Origin of the sequence: Arthrobacter sp. G.S.26 (assembly GCF_050847375.1) — a bacterium.
Lineage (GTDB): Bacteria > Actinomycetota > Actinomycetes > Actinomycetales > Micrococcaceae > Arthrobacter.
In genome coordinates this window covers 905,724-929,176 of the sequence record NZ_CP193752.1, presented here as the reverse complement: position 1 = coordinate 929,176, position 23,453 = coordinate 905,724, and the positions used below count along the sequence as shown (strand labels likewise).

The window sequence follows — 23,453 nt, the reverse complement described above, 5'->3', positions numbered from 1 at the left end:
CCTTTGAGCTGTACGTTGGGTGGAAAGGCGCTAAGATAGTTGCAGGCGCGGTATTTATTGTTGCACAAGCAACTATCCCGCGCAAGCAACTACTACTCTGTCCAACCGTGGCCAGCCGGGCCGCAGCAAAGGAGCCACACCATGGGCATCAAGGACGACGCCGTCGAGGTCAGGGCGCAGGGTTGGCGCACCCTGGCGGCCCTGCACGGGCTGATCGAAGGTGAGCTGGAACGCTCATTGCAGGCCGAATCGAAACTGTCCGTTGTCGAATTCACCGTCCTGGATGCCTTGAGCCGGCAGGATGGCTGGCACATGCGGATGCAGCAACTGTCCCGGGCCACGGCCTTGAGTCCCAGCGCCACCACCCGCCTGGTGAACCGGCTGGAGGACCGGGGGCTCCTGACCAGGATCCTGTGCGATGATGACCGCCGGGGCATCTATACCGAGCTCACCGGGAGCGGCAGCAGCCTCCTCGCGGAAGCGCGGCCCGTGCACGATGCAACCCTGGAACGGGCACTCGGCGAAGCCCAGGCGGTTCCGGAACTGGCTCCGCTGGTGGACGCGCTCCCCCGGCTGCACTCAGGGGTCCCGTCGGGCACACAAAACTCCCCCTAAGCGTGACTTAGGGGGAGCCTGCTGGTGTCGCTGTTACAGCTGGACGGCGGCGGAAGTGTCGAGCCGCACCGGGGCCCCTGTAGCCAGGGATTCCTGGGCTGCGTCGGCCACCCTGGAGGCCGCCACAGCATCCTCGGGGGTGCAGGGGTTATCCCTGCGGCCCAGGACCAGGTCCACAAACGCAAGCATTTCGGCGCGATATGCCTGATGGAAGCGGTCGGCGAAGGTTCGGTGCGGTTCACCGGCGGGAAAAGCCTCGCCGGCTTCGGCAGACTTCAGCGCTGCCTGACCATCCAGTCCCACCATCATTGAGCCGGCTGACCCTTGGATCTCCAACCGGACATCGTGTCCTGCGCCGTTGTAGCGGCTCGCCGAGACGCTGCCCAGGGTGCCGTCGTCGAACGTCACGATGGCCAGCGCGGAGTCCACGTCGCCCACCGTCCCGATGGCGGGGTCGCCGTTGTTGGAGCCCTTTGCGTACACCTCGGTGATCTCCCGGCCGGTCAGCCAGCGCAGGATGTCGAAGTCGTGGACCGAGACATCACGGAACAGCCCTCCGGACGTGGCAAGGAAATCGACGGGCGGCGGCGCCATGTCGCAGGTCACGGCGCGCAGGGAATGGATCCAGCCAAGATCACCGGCCTGGTAGGCGCGCCGCGCCGCGAGGTAGCCGGCATCAAAACGGCGCTGATGCCCAATCTGCACCACGCCGCCCTTTTCCCGGACATAGTCCAGCACCGGCAGCGAGTCCGCGACGTTCATGGCGACGGGCTTCTCGCAGAACACCGGGATGCCCGCGTCCACTCCGGCTGTGATCAGCTCAGGGTGGGTGCCCGTTCCGGTGGCGATGACGAGCCCGTCAAGACCGGAGCTGACCAGGGCCGCCACGGACGGCACGAATTCGGCCCCGAGTCCATCGGCCACCTTGCGGGCGTGGTCTTGGGCGACGTCCGTGAGCCGCAGCTCCAGCTGAATCCCGTCGCGGTCCAGGCCGGCCCGGAGGCCCGCGATGTTGGTGGCGTGCATAACTCCAATGCGGCCCACGCCCACCAGGCCAAGAATGACTTTTTTCATGCTGTCGCCTCCGTGGCGTTGCTGGGATGCCGGCGGAGCGACGCAGGCCGGGTCAATACGACACCTTGGTGAACGCGCCGTCGCTGTGCAAAGAGCGGGTCATGGCCTGCGCCACCAGCGCCGCATTCAGGCCGTCGCGGGCCGTAGCCAGGGGCGCGGGCTCTGCGCTGCGGAGCGCGGATACCCAGGCCTGCAGCTGGAGCCGGTAGGCGTCGGCAAACCTTGGACGCCAGTCTTCGGGAATGCCGGCACTCAACCGGCCATCCTGCCGGCTGGCGAGGGCAGGAGGTTCCGGCAGCGCCAGGGTCCCGGCCTCCGAGACGATCTCGCACTCGGTGGTGTAGCCGTACTGGGCGTTGAGGAAGAGTTCCAGGGTCACCAGGGTGCCGTCCGCCGTGCGCATGAGCATCAGCGCGGGATCCCTCAGCCCTGCGGGGCTGTGCCGGGAACTGCGGCCTGACTGCCAGGACACCTCGGTGATCGGCGACCCCAGCAGCCAGGGGATCACGTCAAGTTCGTGGATCGCCGAGTTGGTGATCGCCGACCCGGTGCTGGCGCCGGGCCCGGATGATGCGGTCCGGCTGGTGCACCGGACCATCAGCGGTTCGCCCTGCGACCTGGCCGCCACGGCTTCGCGAAGCAGGACGTAGCCGGGATCAAACCGGCGCATGAACCCCAGCGACAGCAGCGAGGCGCCGGTTGCTGCCACGATGTCGTCATCTGCCGCCACCACGTCCCGGCTTTCCAGCAGGGTGGGGGCCAGCGGCTTTTCGCAGAGCACCGGGGTCATCGCCTCGAAGCATTCGAGCACCAGGCCCGCGTGCGTGGAATCGTGGGAGGCCACCACCACGGCGTCGACGTCGCTGGAGTTGATCAGTTCGGAGGGATCCGTGGTGGACCGCGCCGTGTGCGGTGCCGCCGCGGCAGCCCGGGCCGCGTCAAGATCGGCAACAAAGGTGACTTCGGCCCCGCTGATCGTGGTGGAGAGATTTCGGATGTGGTCGGCGCCCATAACGCCGGCGCCAATGACGCCAACCCGGATCGGCATGCTGTTCCCTTCTGTTGTGGGGTTGGTCCGGTCAGCGGTGTTCGTTGACGTCGGCGACGTCGGCCTGGACTTCCTTAACGATGTCGTTGTGGCCGCCGAGCTGCTGGAGTTCGTGGGCGAGTTCGGCGAGTTCGGCGCCGCCGGCCATCTGGGCGGTGAGCTCGTCCAGGGTGATGTCTTTTTTGTCGTAGTACCCGATCGAGGTGCCGCGCTTGAGGAGCAGAAACCTGTCTCCGACGGGGAACGCGTGGTGCGGGTTGTGGGTAATGAAGATGACACCCAGTCCACGGTCGCGGGCCTGGAGGATGTAGCGGAGCACCACCCCTGATTGTTTGACGCCCAGGGCCGCGGTGGGTTCGTCGAGGATCAAAACTTTCGCGCCAAAGTACACGGCTCGGGCGATCGCTACGCATTGGCGTTCACCGCCGGAAAGCTGACCGATGGGTTGCTCAACGTCACGCAGGTCAATGCCCATCTCGGCGAGTTCATGCTTGGTGACGTCCTTCATCTTTTGGACGTCCATGCTCTTGAAGGGCCCGAACCCGCGGGTGATCTCTGAGCCGAGGAAAAAGTTGCGCCAGATCGGCATCAAGGGGACCACGGCGAGGTCCTGGTAGACCGTGGCGATCCCGGCGTCCAGGGCATCCCGGGGGGACGTGAACTTCCGCTCCTCCCCCGTGATCTTCAATGTCCCGGCGTCGTGCTGGTGCAGGCCCGCGATGATCTTGATCAGCGTTGATTTGCCTGCACCGTTATCGCCCAGGACACAGGTGACCCGGCCGTTATCCACGGCCATCGTGACATCGCGAAGGGCAACGATGTTTCCGTAGTTTTTTCCTACCGCGTCCAGGGACAACAGGTGTACCGGGGTGTGCGTGAGCGGGTCCTGCTCGTTCTGCAGCAGGGTCTGCTGATCAATTTTGTTGGCATTCATGGGTCCGGGTCCTTACTTCAGCTCTGCGCGGCGTTTGACGATCAGGTTCACGATGGTGGCCAGCAGCAGCATCAGGCCCAGGAAGAATTTGAACCAGTCGGGATTCCACTGGGCGTAGACGATGCCTTTGTTGGCCATGCCGAAGATAAAGGCGCCGATTGCCCCGCCGACGGCTGATCCGTAACCGCCGGTCAGCAGGCATCCGCCGATCACTGCGGCGATGATGTAGAGGAATTCGTTGCCCACGCCCTCCCCTGACTGGACGGCGTCAAACGCGAAGAGGTTATGCATGCCCAGGACCCAGCCGCAGAATCCCACGGCCATAAACAGGCCGATCTTGGTGGCTTTGACCGGCACGCCCACGGCGCGGGCGGCGTTTTCGTCACCTCCGACGGCGAAGATCCAGTTGCCCACTTTGGTGCGGAGCAGGACCCAGGACGCCACCGCGACCAAGGCAATCCAGATGAAGACCGTGTTCTTGACATCGACCCCGCCGATTGTTGTGGACGAGGCAAACACTGCCCGGGCTGAATCGAATCCGTCCATGGTGGAAATGGAGGGCGATGAAACGCCACCGCCGATCAGGCGGGTCAGGCCCAGGTTCAGGCCGGTCAGCATCAGGAATGTGGCCAGGGTCACGATGAAGCTGGGCAGTTTGGTCTTCATCAGTATCCACCCGTTGATGTAACCGATACCCAAGGAGACAACCAGGGCCAGCAGGACGCCGACCCACACGTTGACACTGAAGTACCAGGAAAACATTGACGCGGTCAATGCCGAGCTGATCACTGCAACGCCCGTGGAGAGGTCAAACTCCCCGCCGATCATCAGCAGGGAGACTCCCACGGCCATAATGCCGATGGTGGAGCTTCCGTAGAGGATCGTAGCGATCGACGCCGGCTGGATGAAGGTCTGGGATACGGAGGCAAAAAAGACAAACAGGACAATCGCCCCCACCAGGGCGCCGACCTCCGGCCTGCCCAGAATCTTTTGGAACGGATTCCGCTTGGCGACGCGCTCGTCGGTGATTGTGGGTTTTAGTGCTAACTGGGTCATGGGTTTCTCCTACTGAAGCCGGGTTCCGGGGCCGAAGCCCCGGAACCCGGCGGCTTTCCTTCTAGCGAAGGCCGTCCTGGGCGAATTTGAGGACGGCGGGAGCCGCTGCCTTGTCAACAATCGATGGTCCGGTCAGAACCGGCTGACCGCCACCGACGTGGATGCCGGCCCGCTTGGCCTGCCAGAGCGCATCGACGGCACCATAGCCCTGCAGCCACGGCTGCTGGTCCACGGTGAACTGGACCTTGCCGTCAATGATGGCCTGCGCCAGGTCACCGTTCATGTCGAAGGAAGCCACCTTGACCTTGTCCTGGAGGTTCAATGCCTCTACTGCCTTGTCAATAGTGAGGGTAAAGGGGGCGCCCAGCCCAATGATGGCGTCAGCATCAGGCGTCGCCTGGAGCTTGGCGGTGACAGTGGAGGAAACCTGAGTCATGTCTGTGCCCTGAACAAAGAGGTTCTCCGTGGCCGGGATCTTCGACTTGACGCCCGCGCAGCGGGAGTCAAGCGCCACGTTGCCCTGTTCCATGATGACGCAGATAGGTCGCTTGACCCCCAGCGAGGTCAGCTTGTCGCCTACAGCGGCGCCGGCGAGGTTCTCGTCCGAGCCGAAGTGGGTGAACGCGCCGAGGTTTTTCCAAACGTCCGCGCCGGAGTTGAGGCTGACGATGGGAATGCCCGCGTCCTTGGCCTTCTTCAGGACGTCCTTGAGGGCATCCGGTTTGGCCAGTGTCACGGCGATGCCGTCCACCTTCTGGTCGATGGCCTGCTGGATCAGCTGAGCCTGCCGGCCGCCTTCAGGGTCCGAGGTGTAGAGCAGCTCAACGTTGTCTTTCGCCGACGCCTCTTCGGCGCCTTTTCGGAGAATATCCCAGAAGGTATCACCCGGGGCGGCGTGGGTAATCAGTGCGATTTTGATCCGGTCCGTCGTGGCAACCTGGCCGCCGCCTGCATTGGTGCCCGCATCAACCGGCTTGCCCCCGGTGCTGGAACAGGCGCTCAGGGCCAGCATGGGAACAACTGCAGCCATGACTGCCGCCTTACGCCAGGAAAGCGTCTTCACGATAAATCTCCTTCGATTTTTCCGGCTGGACTGGCGCATCCTTGCGCCGGTTCACTTGCCGTCTTCATTGATCATGGTGACTGGGACCACACATGTCAATAGTTTGTACTGACATAAGAATGTACTTACGTAAGCAAATTTGTGAAGAGGCTGAAAATGACATCAAAAGTATGCTTTTAGCGCGCTCTATCCCTTATATGGCGCAGAACGCAGAACGACCGCCCGTCGGGTGACGGGCGGTCGTTTTGCGCTGGAAAACGAATCGGAAAGGGCTACTGGCGCTCTTTCACCACAAGATTCCGGAAGTAGTGCTCCAGGTCCTCGAGGCTCTTGTCCTTGGTTTCCGGCACGTACCTGGCGGCAAAGGCGATGGCACCGACGCCAAGGACGGCAAACACAAAAAACGTGTTGGACAAGCCGATGGCAGCCAGGAGTTGCGGGAAGCCGAAGCCCACCAGGAAGTTGACGATCCACAGCAGGAATGCGGAGGCGCCCATGCCGAGGCCGCGGATCTTCAGCGGGAAGATCTCCGAGAGCATCAGCCACGTCACCGGTGAGATGGCACCCTGCTGGAATGCCAAGAAGGTCACCGTCAGGGCCAGGATCACATAGCCCCTGGCGGAACCCTCCGGCAGGATCAGCGAGAACACTCCGATCAGCACCAGTGCAGCGGTGGTTCCTATCTGCCCGGTGATCAGCATGCGGCGCCTGCCTACCCTGCCCAGCAGCCAGATGCCCACAAACGTGGCAAGGACGGAAATCACGCCGTTGGCAATGTTGGCCGTCAGGGCTGCTTCACGGCCGAAGCCGGACTGCGCCAGGATCTGCGTGCCGTAATACATGATGGAGTTCACGCCGGTGATCTGCTGGATCACCGCCAGGCCCAGGCCCACAAAGAAGATCCGGCGGAGCCAGGGAATACCCAGGTCCTTCCACGTGCCCATTTTGGACTTGTAGTCCTCCACGGCCATGGCTTTGACCTCTTCGAACTCCGCCCGGGCCTCGGCTTGGGACCTGATGCGTTGCAGCACACTGAGGGTCTCACCGAAGCTGCCCATCGAGGCCAGCCAGCGGGGGCTTTCCGGCATGAAGTTCATGCCGATCCACAGGGCGATGGCTGGAAGTGTGGCAATGACCAGCATCCAGCGCCAGATGCCGCCGGCTTCCCCGAAGGTATTGCCCAGGTAGGCGTTGAAGATGAATGCCAGCAGCTGGCCGGTGACGATCATCAGCTCGTTCTGCGTGACGATCCGCCCCCGCCGGTCACTGGGCGAGACTTCGGCCAGGTAGACGGGGACCGTGACAGACGCTCCGCCTACCGCCAGGCCCAGGATGAACCTGGCCGCGATCATGACCTCGGTGGTGGGCGAGAAGGTGCAGGCCAGGGTGCCGATGAGGAACACCACGGCCAGGACCATGATCATCTTGCGGCGGCCGTTCCGGTCGGCCAGCCGGCCGCCCAGCAGCGCACCGAAGGCGGCGCCGAACAGGAGGGAGGAGGTGACCAGCCCTTCGGTCAGCGGCGTCAGGCCCAGGTCCTCCTGCATGTACGGCAACGCACCGTTGATGACGCCGGTGTCGTAGCCGAACAGCAGGCCGCCGAAGGTGGAGATGATGGTGACCGTCCGGAGCGCCCGCTTGTGGTTGCCGGGCTGTTTGGTTGTGGTCTCCACGGGGATGGGGGACGTCATACGCTCACCTTTTGGATGTACTGGTTGATGGTGTCCAGCTGGTAGCGGGAGACCTCATCCGCGTGGTCGTCCTCCGCAAAGACACTGGAGACCATCACGGTATCGTCCCGGTCGAGGAAGCCGATTTCCTTCAGGCCGCCGAAGAACTCGTCCCAGTTGACGTCGCCGTCGCCCACTTTAAGGTGCTGGTGCACCCGGACCGGGTTTCCGGGTGGGTTGGTGATGTAGCGCAGCCCGTGCGAGGCGTGGTGGTCCATGGTGTCGGCGACGTGGACCAGGCGGAGCTTGTCGCCCGCTGCCCGCATGATTTCCAGGGGCGCGTCCTTCATGTGGAAGCTGTGCGACGCCACGTACACCAGGCCCACATTTTTGGAGTTCAGGCCCCGGATCACCCGGATCGCGGCCAGGCCTTCCTCAACGAAGTCGTCCGGGTGTGGGTCGATCAGCAGATCGATGCCTTCCCGTTCGATGATCGGCAGCAGTTCCTCCATGGAGCGGTAAAACGCCCGCTCGGATTCCTCGGCCTTTTCCGGCCGGCCGCTGAACTCGGTGTTCATGGTGCTGACGCCGAGGTCCACGGTGATCTGGATGGCACGCTTCCAGTACCGCACCGCGGCTTCCCGCGCGTCCTCGTCGGGCCCGGACCAGCGCAGGACCGGCAGCACGGAGGCAATCTCAATGTCCGCGTCCCGGCAGGCCTTCCGGAGCTGGCCCACCAGTTCATCATCCGCTTTGGGGTGGTTGTAAAACGGAATCAGGTCCTGGTGCGGAGTCATCTGCAGGTACTTGTAGCCGAGGTCCGCCACCACCTTCGGAAATTCAAGCAGGGTGTGCGAGTGGTGGTACGGCGTGGGGTCAAGGGCGATTTTCACAAAAACACTCCATTGTGGATCAGTTGGCGTGGCGGTCGAAGGACTAGTTGTAGAGGTCCGGCTTGGCCGCGAGCTTGACGGCAACCTTGTCGCCGTTCTTCTGCGCCTCGACGCCGGCTTCGCAGCAGGCAGCCGTCGCGTACCCGTCCCAGGCGGTGGGGCCGCCGATGCCGCCCTCAAGTGCCGCGTCCACCCAGGCCTGGATTTCGACGTCGTATGCGGCGCCGAAGCGCTCTTCGAAGCCGGGCGTGACGTTGCCTCCCCAGCGCCCGGCGCTGCGGGTGTAGGGTCCCTTGTCCCCGCCGATGCTGACGATGCCGTCCTCGAAGGACGCCTGGGTGGCAACTTCGTAGCCGAACCGGGCGTTGACGTAGATTTCGACGTCGGCCAGGACACCTGATTCGGTTTCGATCAGGACGTGCTGGGGATCGTGCTGGCCGGCGGGGGCATTTTTGGTGGCCTTGCCCATCCGGACCTGGACGCTGGTGATTTCCTCGCCGGTGAAGAACCGGATGGCATCAAATTCGTGCACCACGGAGTCGTTGATCAGCATCTCGTTGGTGAAGCCGGGCGGGGTGGTGGGGTTGCGGTGCTGGTGGTGCAGCATCAGCAGCTCACCGAGTTCGTGGTCGCGGATGATCTTGCCCAGGGACGCGTACTCGGCGTCGAAGCGGCGCATAAAGCCCACCTGGACGCGCTTGTGGCCCAGCGCCACTTCGGCTTCGACGATCTTCAGCGAGGATTCGGCGTCGGGGGTCAGCGGCTTTTCGCAGAGGATGGGGATGTCCTTCGCGATGGCCTTGAGGAGGATGTCCTCGTGCAGGAACCCGGGGGTGGCGATCAGGACGGCGTTGACGTCGCCGTTGTTGAGCGCTTCCCCGGCATCGGCCAGGGCCACGGCGCCGGGAATGCCTTCGATGGCTGCCTGGGCACGGGCCAGGTCAACGTCGACGACGGCGGCCACTTCGGCGCCGTGGATGCGGGTGTTGAGGCGCTGGATGTGGTCAGCGCCCATGCGTCCGGCACCGATGACGGCTACGCGCAGGGATTCAGTCATTGTTTTGTCCTTCGGAGTAAGTAGGGGTTCAGTTCACGACGGTGCGGGAACCGCACGAGAGCAGGTAGTTGCGGGTGCGCTTGGCGATGGGCATCGGCACATCGAAGGCCACGGGGTACATGTCCTGTTCCACGATCCCGAAAATGGGGCGGTTCAGGGCTTCCACGGCTTCGATGACGGCGCGCAGGTCCGGCAGCCCGTTGGGCGGCTCGGTCATCACGCCGGCCAGGTTGGCGGCCGCCCACGTCATGTTCTCGTCGTTGACCTTTTTGAGTATCTCCGGGTTGATCTGCTTCAGATGCAGGTAGCCGATCCGGTCCGGGAAGTTCTTGATCAGTTCAAGGCTGGAGGCACCGCAGTATTCCGCGTGGCCGGTATCCAGGCACAGGTTCAAATACTTGGCGTCCGTGGCGGCGAGCAGGTGTTCGATGTCTGCCTGCGCGCCCACGTGGGAGTCGGCGTGCGAGTGGAACTGCTGGTTCAGGCCGAAGTCCTCCAGCAGGGTCTTGCCCAGCCGGTTGTGCCCGGCGAACAAGTCGGCCCAGGCCTTTTCGGTGAGTTCGCCGCTTTCCACGGCCTCGCCGGTGACGTCGTCGCGCCACATGGCCGGGATGACCACGATGTGCTCGCCACCCATGGCAGCGGTCAGTTCCGCCACCTTGCGGGCCGGCTCCCAGGCGGTTTCCCACTGGTCAAGGCCACGGTGGAAAGCGGTGAAAACGGTACCGGCGGTGACCTTCAGGTCGCGCTGCTTCAGCTCCTCCGCCAGGCGGGTGGGGTCGTTGGGCAGGTAGCCGTAGGGGCCCAGTTCGATCCACTTGTAGCCGGACTCGGCTACTTCGTCCAGGAAACGCTCCCAGGGGGTCTGCTGCGGGTCATCCGCGAACCAGACACCCCAGGAGTCCGGCGCGGTGCCGATGATCAGTTTGTTCTCTACGTCGGTCATGACAGCGGTGTCTTTCTCTGGTGGGACGTGCGCCGGGGCGTCAGTTGGAGGGGAAGTTGTAGGAGGCGCCGGAGGCGGTTTTGGGTTCCGGCCAGCGGGAGGTGACGACTTTTCCGCGGGTGTAGAAGGAGACGCCTTCTGGACCGTAGATGTGCTTGTCGCCGAAGAGCGAGGCTTTCCAGCCGCCGAAGGAGTGGTACGCCACCGGGACGGGCAGGGGCACGTTGATGCCGATCATGCCGACGGTCACGGAGCGCTGGAAGGTGCGGGCGTGGGCGCCGGAGGAGGTGAAAATCGCGGTGCCGTTGCCATAGGGGTTGGCGTTGATGAGGTTGATGCCGGCGGTGAGGTCCGGGACGCGGACCACCACGAGGACGGGTCCGAAGATTTCCTCGTTGTAGGCGGTCATTTCGGTGTTGACGTGGTCGATCACGGTAGGGCCGACCCAGAAGCCTTCTTCGTGGCCGGGGACAACGAGGTCGCGGCCATCCACCACCATGGCGGCGCCGGCGGTTTCGGCTTCGGTGACGATCCGGATGATGCGTTCCCGGGAGGCGGGGGTGATGACCGGGCCCATTTCGGCGTCGGGTGCGGTGCCGTTGTTGACCTTGACGGCTTCGGCGCGTTCCTGGACCTTGCTGACCAGTGCGTCGGCGGCGTCGCCAACGGCGACGGCCACGGAGATCGCCATGCAGCGTTCCCCGGCGGAGCCGAAGGCAGCGGCAGCGAGGTGGTCGGCGGCGTTGTCAAGGTCGGCGTCGGGCATGATGATGGCGTGGTTCTTCGCCCCGCCGAGGGCCTGGACGCGCTTGCCGTGCCTGGTCGCTGTTTCGTGGACGTACTGGGCGATCGGGGTGGAGCCGACGAAGGAGATGCCGTCCACGTCGGGGTGGGTCAGGAGGCCGTCGACGGTTTCCTTGTCGCCGTGCAGGACCTGGAAGACCCCGTCGGGAAGGCCGGCGTCCTTCCAGAGTTTCGCGAGGAGCATCGAGGCGGAGGGGTCACGTTCGGAGGGCTTAAGGATAAAGGCGTTACCGGTGGCAATGGCCATGGGTGCCATCCAGAGCGGAACCATCACGGGGAAGTTGAACGGGGTTATCCCGGCGACCACGCCGAGGGGTTCGCGGAAAGAGAAGACGTCGATGCCGGTGGAGACCTGGTCGGAATAGTCGCCCTTGAGCAGGGTGGGGATCCCGCAGGCGAACTCGATGACTTCCAGGCCGCGGCCGATCTCGCCTTTGGCGTCGGAAAGGACCTTGCCGTGTTCGGCCGTGATCAGTTCGGCGAGTTCGTCCACGTGCGCGGCGACGAGCTCACGGAACTTGAAGAGCACGGCGGTGCGCTTGGCCAGGGAGATGTCGCCCCAGCTGTCCGCGGCCTTGCGGGCGGCGGCGACGGTGGTGTCCAGGTCGGCACGGTTGGCCAGGCGGAGTTCGCCGGACACGGCACCGGTGGCCGGGTTGTAGACCGGCTGGGTGCGGGTGCCAACGCCGGCGGTCTGGGCGCCGTTGATGAAGTGGTTGATGGTGGTGGTCTGCGTGGAGGTGAGCGTCATGGGACTCTTCCTTGAGTGGTGGGAGGTTCGTATGCTGAAGTGCTGCCGGCCGGGTTCAGCCGAGGAATGTGCGTTGCCGGCTCTTGTGCTCGACGTAGGTCTGGAAGGCCGCTTTGGTGGAGTCCAGTTCGGAGACCTGGGATACGGGAACGTCCCACCAGGACTCGGAGGATGGGGCGTCCAGGAGCGGATCGGATTCGATGTGGATCAGGATGGGTCCGCCGCGTTCGGGGGCGGCCTTGGCGTCCCCGATGGCTTGTTCGAGCTGGGCAATGACCTTTTCGCCCGGCTCGATCCGGATGACCTTCACGCCCAGGGATTCGGCGTTCAAGGCAAGGTCAACAGGCAGGATCTCGCCGTCGTCGAACGAATGCTGCTCATTGTCCAGGACCCGGTACTGGGTCCCGAAGCGCTGGGACCCCAGGGACTCGGACAGGGAACCGATGGAGGCGTAGCCGTGGTTCTGGATCAGGACCACAATCAGCTTGATCCGTTCGGCGACGGCGGTGACGAGTTCGGTGTGCATCATCAGGTAGGAGCCGTCGCCCACCATGACCACCACGTCGCGGTCCGCGCCGCCGGCCGCGGCTTCGGCCAGGGCGGCACGTTTCACGCCCAGGCCGCCGGGGATTTCGTAGCCCATGCAGGAGTACGCGTATTCCACGTGGTAGCCGAACGGGTCACGGACCCGCCACATCTTGTGCAGGTCCCCCGGCAGTGACCCGGCAGCGCAGATCACCACATCCTGGGGGTCCATCGCCTTGTTGGTGGCGCCGATGATGGCGTTCTGGCTGACCAGCGGCGCGTAGTCCTGGGCGAACGCTTCGTCCACGGTGGCGTCCCAGCGTTTCTTCTCCGCTGCGACCTGCGCTTCCAGGTCGGCGCCCACGCGGTAGCCGCCCAGGGCTGCGTTGAGTTTGACCAGTGCCTTGCGGGCATCCGCGACGATCGGCAGGGACGTGCCGTGCTTGTACGCATCGATGGCTGCCACGTTGATGTTGATGAACCTGACGTCCGGGTTCGCGAAGGCTGTCCGGGATGCAGTGGTGAAGTCCTCGTAGCGGGTTCCGATCCCGATGATCAGGTCGGCTTCGGCAGCGATGGCGTTTGCCGCCGTCGTACCGGTTGAGCCGATGGCGCCAAGGGAGAACTTGTGGTCCCATGGCAGGACGCCGACCCCGGCCTGCGTGTTGCCCACCGGGATGCCGGTCAGTTCGGCGAACTTCGCGAGTTCCTCGTTGGCGTAGGCGTACAGGACGCCGCCGCCGGCGATGATCAGCGGGCGCTTGGCCGCGCGGATGGCCGCCACGGCGCGGCGGATGTCGTCGTCGTCTGCTTCGGGGCGGCGGATCCGCCATTCGCGTTCGGCCAGGAACTCCTCCGGGACGTCGAAGGCCTCGGCCTGGACATCCTGCGGCAGGGAGATGGTGACGGCGCCGGTTTCGGCGGGGTCGGTCAGGACGCGCAGGCCGTGGTGGAACGCGGAGAACAGCTGCTCCGGGCGGGTCACCCGGTCGAAGAACTTGGACAGCGGCCGGAAGGCGTCGTTGACGGTGAGGTCATACGCGTAGGGCTGTTCGAGCTGCTGCAGGACCGGGTCGGCGGCGCGCGTGGCGAAGGTGTCGGAGGGCAGCAGCAGGACCGGGAGCCGGTTGGTGGTGGCCAGGGCGGCGCCGGTCAGAAGGTTCGAGGAGCCGGGGCCGATCGAGGTGCTGATGGCGAACGTCTGGCGGCGGCGGGTGTGCCGGGCGTAGCCCACTGCCTGGTGGACCTGGGCCTGCTCGTTGCGGCCCTGGTAGTAGGGCATGATGGCCGGGTCAAGGTGCTGGTACTGCTTGAGCGCCTGCCCAACACCGGCCACGTTGCCGTGCCCGAAAATGCCGAAGGTCCCCGGGATCAGGCGTTCGCGGTAGTCCACGCCGTTGACGGAATCGACGGTGTACTGCTTGGACAGGTATTCGACGACGGCCTGCGCCACCGTCATCCGGCGGGAACCTGTTGTCCCGGTTCCTGTGATGGTTGCCATGAGGGCCTACTCCGATGCTTCGGCGGTGTGGACTGATGTGGTGTGGTGCAGGAGGGAAGCGGCGGCCGCAACGGCGCCTGCCACATCGCCGTCCTGCGGGTAGAGCAAGGTGCGGCCCACTGTCAGGCCCTGTACGCCGGGCAACGCCAGCGCTGCCTGCCAGGTGGCAAACACCTCGTCCTGGGTCCCGGCAGGGTCCCCGCCCAGCAGGACGGTGGGCAACGTGGTGGCCGCCATCACGCGTTCCATTTCGGCCACGACGGGCAGCTTCATCCAGGTGTAGGCGCTGGTGGAGCCCAGGCCCTGCGCGATGCCAACGGATTTGACCACGGCGTCGGCGGACAGGTCGTTGCGTACCCGGCCCTGCCCGTTGCGGACCGACAGGAACGGTTCCACCATGGCGATGAGTCTGCGTTCCGCGAGGGAGTCGATGGCCTTGGCCGTGGACTCGAGGGTAACCACCGTGTCCGGGTCGCCCAGGCAGATGCGGGTCAGCATCTTCCCGCCATCAGCACCCAGAGCCGCCAGCGCCGCAGCGGTGTGGCCGGTGAAACGGTCATCAAGCTCGTTGACCAGGCCGGCCAGGCCGCCCCGGTTCATCGAACCGAAAACGAGTTTGCCCTCCAGTGCGCCCAGGAGCAGCAGGTCGTCCATGATGTCCGGGGAGGCCAGCACCCCGTCAACGGCCGGGTTGGCCAAGGCGATCTGGAGCCGGTCCAGCAGCAGGCGGCGGTCCGCCATCGCTACAGGGTCGGGACCAACGGCCAAGGCGCCGCGGGCCGGATGGTCCGCTGCCACGATGAAGTTCTGCCGGCCGTATTTCAGGCCGGGGTGGCGGCGCCGGGCCTTCGCGGCGCGGGCCACAGCGTCCGGGTCTTCCAACCGCAGGGTGCTCAGGTGCGCGTAGCGGCGGGGATCATCATCGACCGCGGTGGTGGGGACGGACGTGACGGTCACAGCGTTGCTCCTTCGGTGGCGAACCGGCCGGGGACCAGGCGTCCGCGTTCGGCCAGCAGCGAGGTGACCTCGTCCGGCGTCGGCATGGCATCGGCGCAGGACAGCCGTGAGGCGACGATGGCCCCGGCAGCGTTGGCGTAATCCAGGACTTCAGCCAGCGGCCACCCGGAGAGCAGGCCGTGGCAGAAGGCACCGCCAAACGAGTCGCCGGCACCGAGCCCGTTTACGGTCTCCACGGGAACCGGGGCGGAGACAACACGCTCCGTGCGGGTCTTTGCCATCACGCCCTCCGGGCCGAGCTTGACCACGGCGATTTCGACGCCGGCAGCGAGCAGCCGGTCGGCCTGCTCATCCGGGGTGCCCTCGCCCACGGCGACAGCGCATTCCTTGTCGTTGCCGATCGCCACGGTGGCGTGCGGCAGGATCTTTGCGACCTCCGAGCGGGCCTCTTCTTCCGATGCCCAGAACATGGGCCGGTAGTCGAGGTCCAGGATGGTGAACTGGCCCTCCTTCAGGCCTGTGCGGGGGCGGGCTTCGTGGGCGGCGGCGTGGGCGCTGCGGCTGGGCTCCTGGCACAGGCCGGTCACCGTGGACCAGAAGATACCGGCATCGCGGATGGCGTCAAGGTCGAGCCCGGAGGCCTCGATCTGGAGGTCCGGCGCGGTGGGGAACCGGCCGTAGAAGTACAGCGGGAACTCGTCGGTGGCCGGCTTGATCGCGCAGAACGTCACGGCCGTGGGAAGATCCGGTACCGGGGAGACAAAGGCGTCGTCCACATTGAACTTATGCAGCTCACGGTGCAGGAAGTTACCGAACGCGTCATCGCCCGTCCTGGTGATCACCCCGGCCTTCCGGCCATGCCGCGCAGCAGCAACTGCCACATTCGACGGCGATCCACCAAGGTACTTCCCGAAGGACGTAACGTCCTCCAGGTCCACCCCGATATCGTTCGGGTAGATATCAACGCTGATGCGCCCGATCGTAAGAAGCTCATGGGTCACGGTAATCGTGGACCTTTCTGGTGTGAAACTCTGGACCTCTGAAACTGCAGGAGCTCCGGAACTGGCAGGCCGTGGCGGGGGCCACACGCACTACTTTGCCTTAGATCGAATGTCCTGTCAAAGGTTTGTACTGACATGCTTACAACGAACATTTCGGCGGCCGGAAAAGTCCACCGGAACCGCCGGCGTGCTACTTTGCCGGGACCGCCAATTCGCCGGTGACATACTGCGCGCGACCGAATCCAAACGACCAGTCGCCGGCCGTATTTTCCACATAGCCGATAAAAACGTCCTCACCGGCGACGCCCACCGTGGCGAGTTTTCCGGCCACTGCAGCGAACAGCCGCTGCTTGGCCTCCTGCGAACGGCCGCCCTGCGTGAAGATCTGGATCATCACCACTCCCCCGGTCCGCTCGAAGCCCAGGCCTGCATCCTGGGCAACGATCTGGCCTGCAGGATGCTCGGTCAGGATATGGAAATAGTCCCGCTCCGGAATGCCGTACTCGCCAAGGATGGCGTCGTGGATCCCGCGGCTGAGCCGCTGCAGATCCTGGCGGCTGCGTCCTTCATTAACATCAATGCGTACCAGTGGCACTTTTTCTCCTTCAGCAAAGTTTGTACTGACATACTAACAAACTTGCCATGATTGCCACAAGGCTCGAAACCCTTGCGATGGTCCACCGCCGGGCGTACTCTTAATCAATCAAGTAGTTGATAAACAAACCAGTTGATTAGAAAGCAGGTTCCAGTGGACGCCAGGGACGAAGCTCTCGACTCGGCCTTTATGGCCCTGGCGGATCCCGTCCGGCGCGGCATCATCGCCCGGCTGAGCCGGGGGGCGGCCACAGTGAACGAACTCGCGGAACCGTTCGACATTTCCAAGCAGGCAGTTTCGCGGCACATCCAGGTGCTTGAGCAGGCGCAGCTTGTCACCCGCAGCAGGGACGCCCAACGGCGACCCGTCCACCTGAATCCCGCACGGCTCGAGGCGCTTACCGCGTGGATCGACCAGTACAGGCTGGTCCGCGAAGCGCAATTCCGCAGCCTGGACGCCGTACTCCAAACCAACGCCGCCAGCCGCGGCACCCAGGAGAAGGAACCATCATGAGCAATCCACTCAACCTCACCATTCCCGAAGGCCTGCCCTTCATCGACTCCGAGCGGGAGTTTGATTTCCCCGTCGCCGACGTCTTCCGGGCGCACAAGGAGCCGGACCTGATTGCCCAGTGGCTCGGGCCGCGCGGGCTCAAGATGAAAATCGACCACTACGATTTCCGCACCGGCGGCAGCTACAGCTACCTGCACACAGGGCCCGACGGCGTGGCGTACCAGTTCAGCGGCGTTTTCCATACCGTCAGGGAAAATGACTTCGCCATCCAGACGTTTGAATTCGGCGGCTACCCTGACGTGGTCAGCATCGAGTTCATGACGTTTGAGGACCTCGGGAACGGCCGTACCCGGCTGAGGGGCCATTCGGTTTATCCGTCCCTCGAGGCCCGCGACGGCATGGCGCAGTCCGGCATGGAGGGCGGCATGACGGAAGGCTACGAACGCCTGGACGAGCTGCTCAGCGGCGCAAAAGTCTAGGCGCCGGCGGCACGGAGACCAGCGTACGACGACGGTCCGGTCACCTCCGCTGGGAAGGTGACCGGACCGCCGTCGTACTTAAACAAAAACGCGGGGCCACCTGCCGTCCAAGAGGATGGCAGATGGCCCCGCGCTCTGTGCTGTGAACCTAGAGGGCTGCGAAGACTTCGCGCAGCAGCGTGGCGGTCTCGGACGGCGTCTTGCCGACCTTTACGCCGGCGGCCTCGAGGGCTTCCTTCTTGGCCTGGGCGGTGCCGGCCGAGCCGGAGACGATGGCGCCTGCGTGGCCCATGGTCTTGCCTTCGGGAGCGGTGAACCCGGCCACGTAGCCTACAACGGGCTTGGTGACGTGGGCCTTGATGTAATCGGCTGCACGCTCTTCGGCGTCGCCGCCGATTTCACCGATCATCACGATGGCCTTGGTCTCGGGGTCGGCTTCGAACGCGGCCAGGGCGTCGATGTGCGTGGTGCCGATGACGGGGTCGCCGCCGATGCCGATGGCAGTGGAGAAGCCCAGGTCGCGCAGTTCGTACATCATCTGGTAGGTCAACGTACCGGACTTGGACACCAGGCCGATGGGGCCCTTGCCGGTGATGTTTGCCGGGGTGATGCCCACGAGGGCTTCGCCGGGGGTAATGATGCCGGGGCAGTTAGGTCCGATGATGCGGGTGACCTGGTTGCCTTCTGCGTCCACCTTGGACTGGGCCAGGGCCCAGAACTCTGCAGAGTCCTGCACGGGAACACCCTCGGTGATGACCACTACGAGGCCGATGCCGGCTTCGATGGCTTCAACAACGGCGTCCTTGGTGAATGCCGGCGGAACGAAGACGATGGAGACGTCTGCGCCGGTTTCGGCGATGGCTTCCTTGACGGTGCCGAAGACGGTGATTTCCTTCTCGCCGTGCAGGACCGTGGTGCCGGCCTTGCGGGCGTTGACGCCGCCAACAATGTTGGTGCCGGCCTTGAGCATCAGGGCGGTGTGCTTGGTGCCTTCGCCGCCGGTGATGCCCTGGACGATGACCTTGGAGTCTTTATTGAGGTAGATAGACATTGTCGCGTCCCTTACTTCGCTGCGTTGGCGAGTTCGGCGGCCTTGTCGGCGCCCTCGTCCATGGTGGCGGCCAAGGTAACCAGCGGGTGGTTGGCCTCGGTGAGGATGCGGCGGCCTTCTTCGACGTTGTTGCCGTCGAGGCGGACCACCAGCGGCTTGTTGGCGGAGGCGCCCAGTTCGGCCAGCGCGCCGACGATGCCCTTGGCCACGGCGTCACATGCGGTGATGCCACCGAAGACGTTCACAAAGACGGCCTTGACCTGCTCGTCGCCCAGGATGACGTCCAGGCCTGCGGCCATGACCTCGGCGGAAGCTCCACCGCCGATGTCCAGGAAGTTGGCGGGCTTGACGTTGCCGTGGCTTTCGCCGGCGTAGGCCACAACGTCGAGGGTGGACATGACCAGGCCTGCACCGTTGCCGATGATGCCCACTTCGCCGTCCAGCTTGACGTAGTTGAGGTCCTGGGCCTTGGCCTTGGCCTCGAGGGGATCCGCAGCGTCCTTGTCTTCAAGGGCGGCGTGCTTGGGGTGGCGGAAGTCGGCGTTCTCGTCCAGCGAGACCTTGCCGTCCAGTGCCACGATGTCGCCGGCACCGGTGCGGACCAGCGGGTTGACCTCCACCAGGGTGGCGTCTTCCTTCTTGAAGACATCCCAGAGCTTGAGGATGACCGCGGCGACCTTGCCGCGCAGTTCCTCTGAGAAGCCCGCAGCGGCGACGATCTCGTCGGCCTTGGCCTGGTCGATGCCCACAGCGGGATCGACCGCGATCCTGGCCAGCGCGTCAGGGCGTTCGACGGCGAGCTGTTCGATTTCCATGCCGCCTTCAACCGAGCACATGGCCAGGTAGTTGCGGTTGGCACGGTCCAGGAGGACGGAGAAGTAGAATTCCTCGGCAATGTCGGCACCCTGGGCAATCATCACCTTGTTGACGGTGTGGCCCTTGATGTCCATGCCCAGGATGTTGGTGGAGTGCTCAAACGCCTCATCGGCGGTCTTGGCAACCTTCACGCCGCCGGCCTTACCGCGGCCACCGGCCTTGACCTGTGCTTTGACAACAGTCACGCCGCCGATTTTCTCGGCAGCTGCTTTTGCTTCTTCTGGGGTGTACGCCACGATGCCGGCAAGCACGGGTACACCGTGCGCCTCGAACATATCGCGCGCCTGGTATTCAAACAGGTCCACGGTTTAGTGTCCTTCTACGTCGAAGTAGTTTCTGTACAGTCGGGCACCATCGCAGATGATGACCGGGCTGCGGAATGCACGCACCGGCGGCCTGTTGGAAACAAGCCACGCGGCGTAATGCTCCATGGGGAACTCTAGTCCTTTGATGGGACCGGGCCGTTCCAGACTACCCCTTATGTGAGGAAGCACACTATTCTATGGGACGTAGAAAAACCGCGTGAATACGCGGAATTTCAGGGCTTGGCGGGCGCCGGAGAGGGGGTACCGGCGGGAGCCTGGATCAACTCGTATTTCCCGGGCGAAACGAAGAATCCGACGCCTGCCGAAATGTTTCCGCACGCCACCCCGCCGTTGTAGGCGGAGCAGCGCAGCCCGTTCCGTTCCAGGTTTTGGCCGTCCGCCAGGACGGGCAGTTCGGCCATCACGCCGGCCTTGGAACCGCGGGGTCCGTAGGCAGCCTCCAGCTGTGTGACGCCGGAGCGGCATTCACCGTAGCCCGCCTTGTCAGGGGACAGCAGCGCGACCCCACCCAGGTACCCCAGGCCCGTACCGGCGCAGTCGTCCTTGACGTCCTCCGGCAGGGGCGCCGGATAGGTGGCCAGTTCGCAATGGGCCACGGGGACGATGGCGAGTTTGTTGTTGGCGGCGTCGCTGTAGTTGTTCTGCTCGTACGGCAGGTCAAGGTGCTCGCCCCGGGCTGAGGTGAGGGCGCAGGCCACGGTCCGGTCAGCGGTGCTGAAAGCCAGGGCGTCCTGTCCGGACCCGAAAGGTTCCGGGTCAGCCAGTGGCGCCTGTTCCAGCTGCGCCAGGGGTGGCAGTGGAGCGGGCGGGACGTAGCCGGGGTCCTCGGTGGTGACCGAGCACGCCGAAACCCCCAGCAGCACCAGTGCGGCCAGGAACCCCAATACAGTCCGTCGCATGGCCTCCATTATGCCCGGCGCGGCGGCCAGGGGATGCCCGTCGGCCCGGGACAATCGCTCAGGTAGCCGCTTGCGGAACGGCACTTTCCACAACGTCCGCAGCCACATCCGCTGGATCTGCCGCGGCTGGTTGCTCCTGCACTGTCAGGGCCCGCTGCCGCCAGCCCGGGTCGCCGAGGATCCGGGTGACTGCTGCGGCAATGGCTGCAGGTGCGGGCCGTTCCGTGCGGAGGTTGATGCCAACCCGCGCATATTCCACCCGGGCGTTGACATCGCTTTTGCCTTCATTGATGCCGGCCACCACCAAGGGCACGCCTTTGGACAGGCTCAGCTGGACGCCGCCGAATCCGCCGTTGGAGACGAAGACGTCAGTGAATTCGAGGACGCGCGGGAAATCGACGTAGTCGCGGATCACCACGTTGGGCTGCGGGTAGCGTGCCTGGAGGGCTTCGGTTCCGCGTCCGCCGGTGGCAACAATCACCAGCATGGCAAGGTCTTTGAGGGCTTCGAGGGCCGGCACCATAAGCTTGTCCGGGTCCACATTGTCCACGGTCCCCTGCGTGACCAGCACAGTTGCGGCGTACCCGGTGGGCCAGTCTTCTTCCCCCGCACCGGGCTGCGGTGCCCGGTACGGCAGCAGCGAGCCAACGTACCTGACCTTCGGGTTCGCGTGCCGGCGGGGAAAGTCGAAGGACTCCGTACCGGTCTGGATGATTGCGGCCGAACAGCGGTACGGTTCATCGGTCAGCCGTCCCTCCCGGGGTACCGGCTGGCCATAGGCGGCGTGTTGCCGGCGATAGCTCTGGTTGGCCGGCCGCAGGATGACGTTGTCGGACAACAGGCCTGCGGCGGCCTGCACCATCCGTTCGACAGGGTTGCTTGGCGGCCGGAAGCCGAAAAAGAGCGGGGGTACCAACGGATCGCTCTCCAGGTTGGGAACCGCCACAAAATTGATCACCGGGGTGCCCAGCAGATGGGACAGCAGGCGGTGGACGAACATGGTGGCATCCACCACAGCCACGTCGAAGGGAAAGTCCGCGCGAATCCCGCTGATGTCCTCGAAGAAATTGGTGATGTTGCTGGCGAAGACCTTCTCCCCGTCGAAGCCGATTGCCCGCGGGCCTTTCAGCCTGGCGCGCTCCGGGTAAAGCTCCGTAAGGTTATCGGCCCGGTGTTCGATGGCCCGTGTGAACGGGAGCAGGGGGATGCCCAGGTCGCGCAGCTTCGCTGTGAAGACGGGACCGGTGTACCAGCGAACGTCGTGCCCGCGCTCCTTGAGGCGCATTGCCAGGCCCGTCATGGGGTTGAAATGGCCGTCAATCGCCTGGCTGGCAAAAAGGACTTTCATCGTCCCGCTCCGTTGTGAGCCGAAATCCTGCGTCGAAGTGCTGTGGCGGCGCAGGTTCCTGAAGAATAGCGCTGCCTCCGCGGCCGGACAAGGCTGCGCATTGACTCATAGGAAAGGTCCGTGGAGCGGGATACGTTGCCTCACCTGAAAAGGTCCGGGAATGCCGTGGTGCGGACATCCTTGAGGGATGGGTTTGACGATGAGCCAGCGCAAGGCGGTCACGTTAGTCAAGGCGCGGGCTTATGTCCGGGCGAACCGTGCCGGGAAGGTGCGGATCCTGGATGAGTTGGTGGAGCTGACGGGCTGGAACCGTGATTATGCGCGGAGGGCGTTGCGGCAGGCGCTGGAACTGCGGCCGGTCCGTGCCCGTCCGCCCCGTGCCCCGGTGTACGGGCCGAAAGTTATCGACGCGCTCGTGGTGTGCTGGGCGGTGCTCAGGGCGCCGGCGGGCAAGCGGCTGGCGCCGATGTTGCCGGTGCTGGTGCCGTTGCTGCGGCGGGACGGGGAGTTGGCCTTGACGGATGAGGATGCGGGGCTGCTGATGCGGATGAGTGCGGCCACGATCGACCGGCGGCTGGTGCCGGAGCGGGCGAAGCTGGTGCTGCGGGGACGGTCCCATACCAAGCCTGGGTCGTTGTTGAAGTCCCAGATCCCGGTCCGGACCTGGGCGGACTGGGATGATGCGGTGCCCGGGTTCGTGGAAATCGATCTGGTCGGCCACGAAGGAGGCGTCGCGTCCGGGGAGTTCTGTTTCACCCTGACAGTTACTGATATCGCCACGGGGTGGACGGTCAACAGGTCGGTGCCGAACAAGGCCCAGAAGTGGGTGCTTATGGCGCTGGAGTACGCGCTGGCCCGGTTTCCGTTCCCGGTCGTGGGGATTGATTCGGATAACGGATCCGAGTTCATCAATGACCATCTGCTCGCTTACTGCCACGCCCACCAGATCACGTTCACCCGGTCCCGGCCGGGGAACAAGAACGACGGGGCCCACGTAGAACAGAAGAACTGGGCCAGAGTCCGTGAACTTGTCGGCTACTACCGGTATGACACGACTGCGGAACTGGAGAAACTCAACGCCATCTGGGAACTGGATGCGCTCTTCACGAACTATCTGCTGCCACAGCAGAAGCTCATCTCAAAGGAACGCCACGGCGCAAGGGTGGTCAAGAAGCACGACGCCGCACTCACCCCGCATCAGCGCGCAGGCAGGGACCCGGGCATCCGTAAACGTCCCGTGATTGCCATGAACGCCCAGTTCAAACGCCTCAAACCCGCAACCTTGTCGCGGCAGATCCTGGCCCTGACCGGTCAGCTCGAGACCCTGACCCAAGCCAAAGCCGCACCCCGGGACTACAAGATCAACACCTGGTTCAACCCCTCACTGAACCGGACCATTTCACATGAGGCAACGACTCACCGTTCCCGGACCTATTGACATGAGGCAACAGGGGCTGCCAACTCGGCGGCG

At 64.5% G+C, this 23,453-nt stretch carries 22 protein-coding genes; 4 read left to right on the top strand and 18 right to left on the bottom strand.

The genetic code is table 11. The annotated features are described in order from the left end of the window. Positions 1-141: 141 nt before the first annotated feature. A complete protein-coding gene (locus ACRB8A_RS04295; RefSeq protein WP_432245660.1) occupies positions 142-615 on the top strand; it encodes a MarR family winged helix-turn-helix transcriptional regulator in 474 nt (157 codons plus the stop codon). Between the two features lie 33 nt (positions 616-648). Here the strand turns inward: ACRB8A_RS04295 and ACRB8A_RS04290 are convergent, their stop codons facing one another. The 14 genes from ACRB8A_RS04290 to ACRB8A_RS04225 form a co-directional block, all read right to left on the bottom strand. Then, positions 649-1,689, bottom strand: a complete 1,041-nt coding sequence (locus tag ACRB8A_RS04290) for a Gfo/Idh/MocA family protein (RefSeq protein WP_432245659.1) — start codon at positions 1,687-1,689, stop codon at positions 649-651. Between the two features lie 52 nt (positions 1,690-1,741). Next, positions 1,742-2,737 carry a Gfo/Idh/MocA family oxidoreductase gene (locus ACRB8A_RS04285; RefSeq protein WP_432245658.1) on the bottom strand — a complete coding sequence of 332 codons (996 nt, stop codon included), beginning with the start codon at positions 2,735-2,737 and terminating at the stop codon, positions 1,742-1,744. Between the two features lie 31 nt (positions 2,738-2,768). After that, the gene (locus ACRB8A_RS04280; RefSeq protein WP_432245657.1) at positions 2,769-3,671 is read right to left on the bottom strand and encodes an ATP-binding cassette domain-containing protein; all 903 of its coding nucleotides are present in this window, start codon (positions 3,669-3,671) and stop codon (positions 2,769-2,771) included. 12 nt (positions 3,672-3,683) lie between these two features. After that, positions 3,684-4,727 (bottom strand): ABC transporter permease, encoded by a 1,044-nt coding sequence (locus tag ACRB8A_RS04275; protein ID WP_432245656.1) that lies wholly within the window; start codon positions 4,725-4,727, stop codon positions 3,684-3,686. Between the two features lie 61 nt (positions 4,728-4,788). Further along, a complete protein-coding gene (locus ACRB8A_RS04270; RefSeq protein WP_432245655.1) occupies positions 4,789-5,790 on the bottom strand; it encodes a substrate-binding domain-containing protein in 1,002 nt (333 codons plus the stop codon). A 272-nt stretch (positions 5,791-6,062) separates the two neighbouring features. Next, on the bottom strand, positions 6,063-7,481 hold the full coding sequence (locus tag ACRB8A_RS04265) for a sugar porter family MFS transporter (protein WP_432245654.1): 1,419 nt from the start codon (positions 7,479-7,481) through the stop codon (positions 6,063-6,065). Further along, positions 7,478-8,353, bottom strand: a complete 876-nt coding sequence (locus ACRB8A_RS04260) for a sugar phosphate isomerase/epimerase family protein (protein ID WP_050683954.1) — start codon at positions 8,351-8,353, stop codon at positions 7,478-7,480. The genes ACRB8A_RS04265 and ACRB8A_RS04260 overlap by 4 nt, the downstream gene beginning before the upstream one ends. Positions 8,354-8,396: 43 nt before the next feature. Continuing rightward, positions 8,397-9,410 carry a Gfo/Idh/MocA family protein gene (locus tag ACRB8A_RS04255; protein ID WP_432245653.1) on the bottom strand — a complete coding sequence of 338 codons (1,014 nt, stop codon included), beginning with the start codon at positions 9,408-9,410 and terminating at the stop codon, positions 8,397-8,399. A gap of 28 nt (positions 9,411-9,438) precedes the next feature. Further along, the gene (locus ACRB8A_RS04250) at positions 9,439-10,356 is read right to left on the bottom strand and encodes a sugar phosphate isomerase/epimerase family protein (protein ID WP_050683956.1); all 918 of its coding nucleotides are present in this window, start codon (positions 10,354-10,356) and stop codon (positions 9,439-9,441) included. Positions 10,357-10,396: 40 nt separating this feature from the next. Further along, on the bottom strand, positions 10,397-11,911 hold the full coding sequence (locus tag ACRB8A_RS04245; protein WP_050683957.1) for a CoA-acylating methylmalonate-semialdehyde dehydrogenase: 1,515 nt from the start codon (positions 11,909-11,911) through the stop codon (positions 10,397-10,399). Between the two features lie 55 nt (positions 11,912-11,966). Next, entirely contained in the window at positions 11,967-13,895 is a 1,929-nt protein-coding gene (gene iolD / locus ACRB8A_RS04240; protein WP_056596110.1) for a 3D-(3,5/4)-trihydroxycyclohexane-1,2-dione acylhydrolase (decyclizing), read from the bottom strand. A gap of 48 nt (positions 13,896-13,943) precedes the next feature. Continuing rightward, a complete protein-coding gene (locus tag ACRB8A_RS04235; RefSeq protein ID WP_050683959.1) occupies positions 13,944-14,894 on the bottom strand; it encodes a Cgl0159 family (beta/alpha)8-fold protein in 951 nt (316 codons plus the stop codon). Next, complete coding sequence (iolC, locus tag ACRB8A_RS04230) at positions 14,891-15,895, bottom strand: 5-dehydro-2-deoxygluconokinase (protein ID WP_050683960.1); 1,005 nt, start codon at positions 15,893-15,895, stop codon at positions 14,891-14,893. The genes ACRB8A_RS04235 and iolC overlap by 4 nt, the downstream gene beginning before the upstream one ends. 190 nt (positions 15,896-16,085) lie before the next feature. Then, positions 16,086-16,490 carry a tautomerase family protein gene (locus tag ACRB8A_RS04225; RefSeq protein ID WP_050683961.1) on the bottom strand — a complete coding sequence of 135 codons (405 nt, stop codon included), beginning with the start codon at positions 16,488-16,490 and terminating at the stop codon, positions 16,086-16,088. Between the two features lie 189 nt (positions 16,491-16,679). On the opposite strand from ACRB8A_RS04225, the gene ACRB8A_RS04220 reads away from it, so the two are divergent. Both ACRB8A_RS04220 and ACRB8A_RS04215 read left to right on the top strand, forming a co-directional pair. Further along, a complete protein-coding gene (locus ACRB8A_RS04220) occupies positions 16,680-17,003 on the top strand; it encodes a metalloregulator ArsR/SmtB family transcription factor (protein ID WP_082178144.1) in 324 nt (107 codons plus the stop codon). Beyond that, entirely contained in the window at positions 17,000-17,482 is a 483-nt protein-coding gene (locus tag ACRB8A_RS04215) for an SRPBCC family protein (RefSeq protein WP_050683963.1), read from the top strand. The genes ACRB8A_RS04220 and ACRB8A_RS04215 overlap by 4 nt, the downstream gene beginning before the upstream one ends. A 148-nt stretch (positions 17,483-17,630) precedes the next feature. Here ACRB8A_RS04215 and sucD read toward each other — a convergent pair whose 3' ends face one another. The 4 genes from sucD to ACRB8A_RS04195 form a co-directional block, all read right to left on the bottom strand. Further along, a complete protein-coding gene (gene sucD, locus ACRB8A_RS04210) occupies positions 17,631-18,533 on the bottom strand; it encodes a succinate--CoA ligase subunit alpha (RefSeq protein WP_050683964.1) in 903 nt (300 codons plus the stop codon). Positions 18,534-18,544: 11 nt separating this feature from the next. Continuing rightward, positions 18,545-19,714 (bottom strand): ADP-forming succinate--CoA ligase subunit beta, encoded by a 1,170-nt coding sequence (sucC, locus tag ACRB8A_RS04205; RefSeq protein WP_285241446.1) that lies wholly within the window; start codon positions 19,712-19,714, stop codon positions 18,545-18,547. A 233-nt stretch (positions 19,715-19,947) separates the two neighbouring features. Continuing rightward, on the bottom strand, positions 19,948-20,643 hold the full coding sequence (locus tag ACRB8A_RS04200; protein ID WP_056596325.1) for a hypothetical protein: 696 nt from the start codon (positions 20,641-20,643) through the stop codon (positions 19,948-19,950). A 49-nt stretch (positions 20,644-20,692) separates the two neighbouring features. Next, on the bottom strand, positions 20,693-21,982 hold the full coding sequence (locus ACRB8A_RS04195; protein WP_056596098.1) for a glycosyltransferase: 1,290 nt from the start codon (positions 21,980-21,982) through the stop codon (positions 20,693-20,695). A 199-nt stretch (positions 21,983-22,181) separates the two neighbouring features. On the opposite strand from ACRB8A_RS04195, the gene ACRB8A_RS04190 reads away from it, so the two are divergent. Further along, a complete protein-coding gene (locus ACRB8A_RS04190; protein ID WP_285241673.1) occupies positions 22,182-23,420 on the top strand; it encodes an integrase catalytic domain-containing protein in 1,239 nt (412 codons plus the stop codon). The last annotated feature ends 33 nt before the right edge of the window (positions 23,421-23,453 follow it).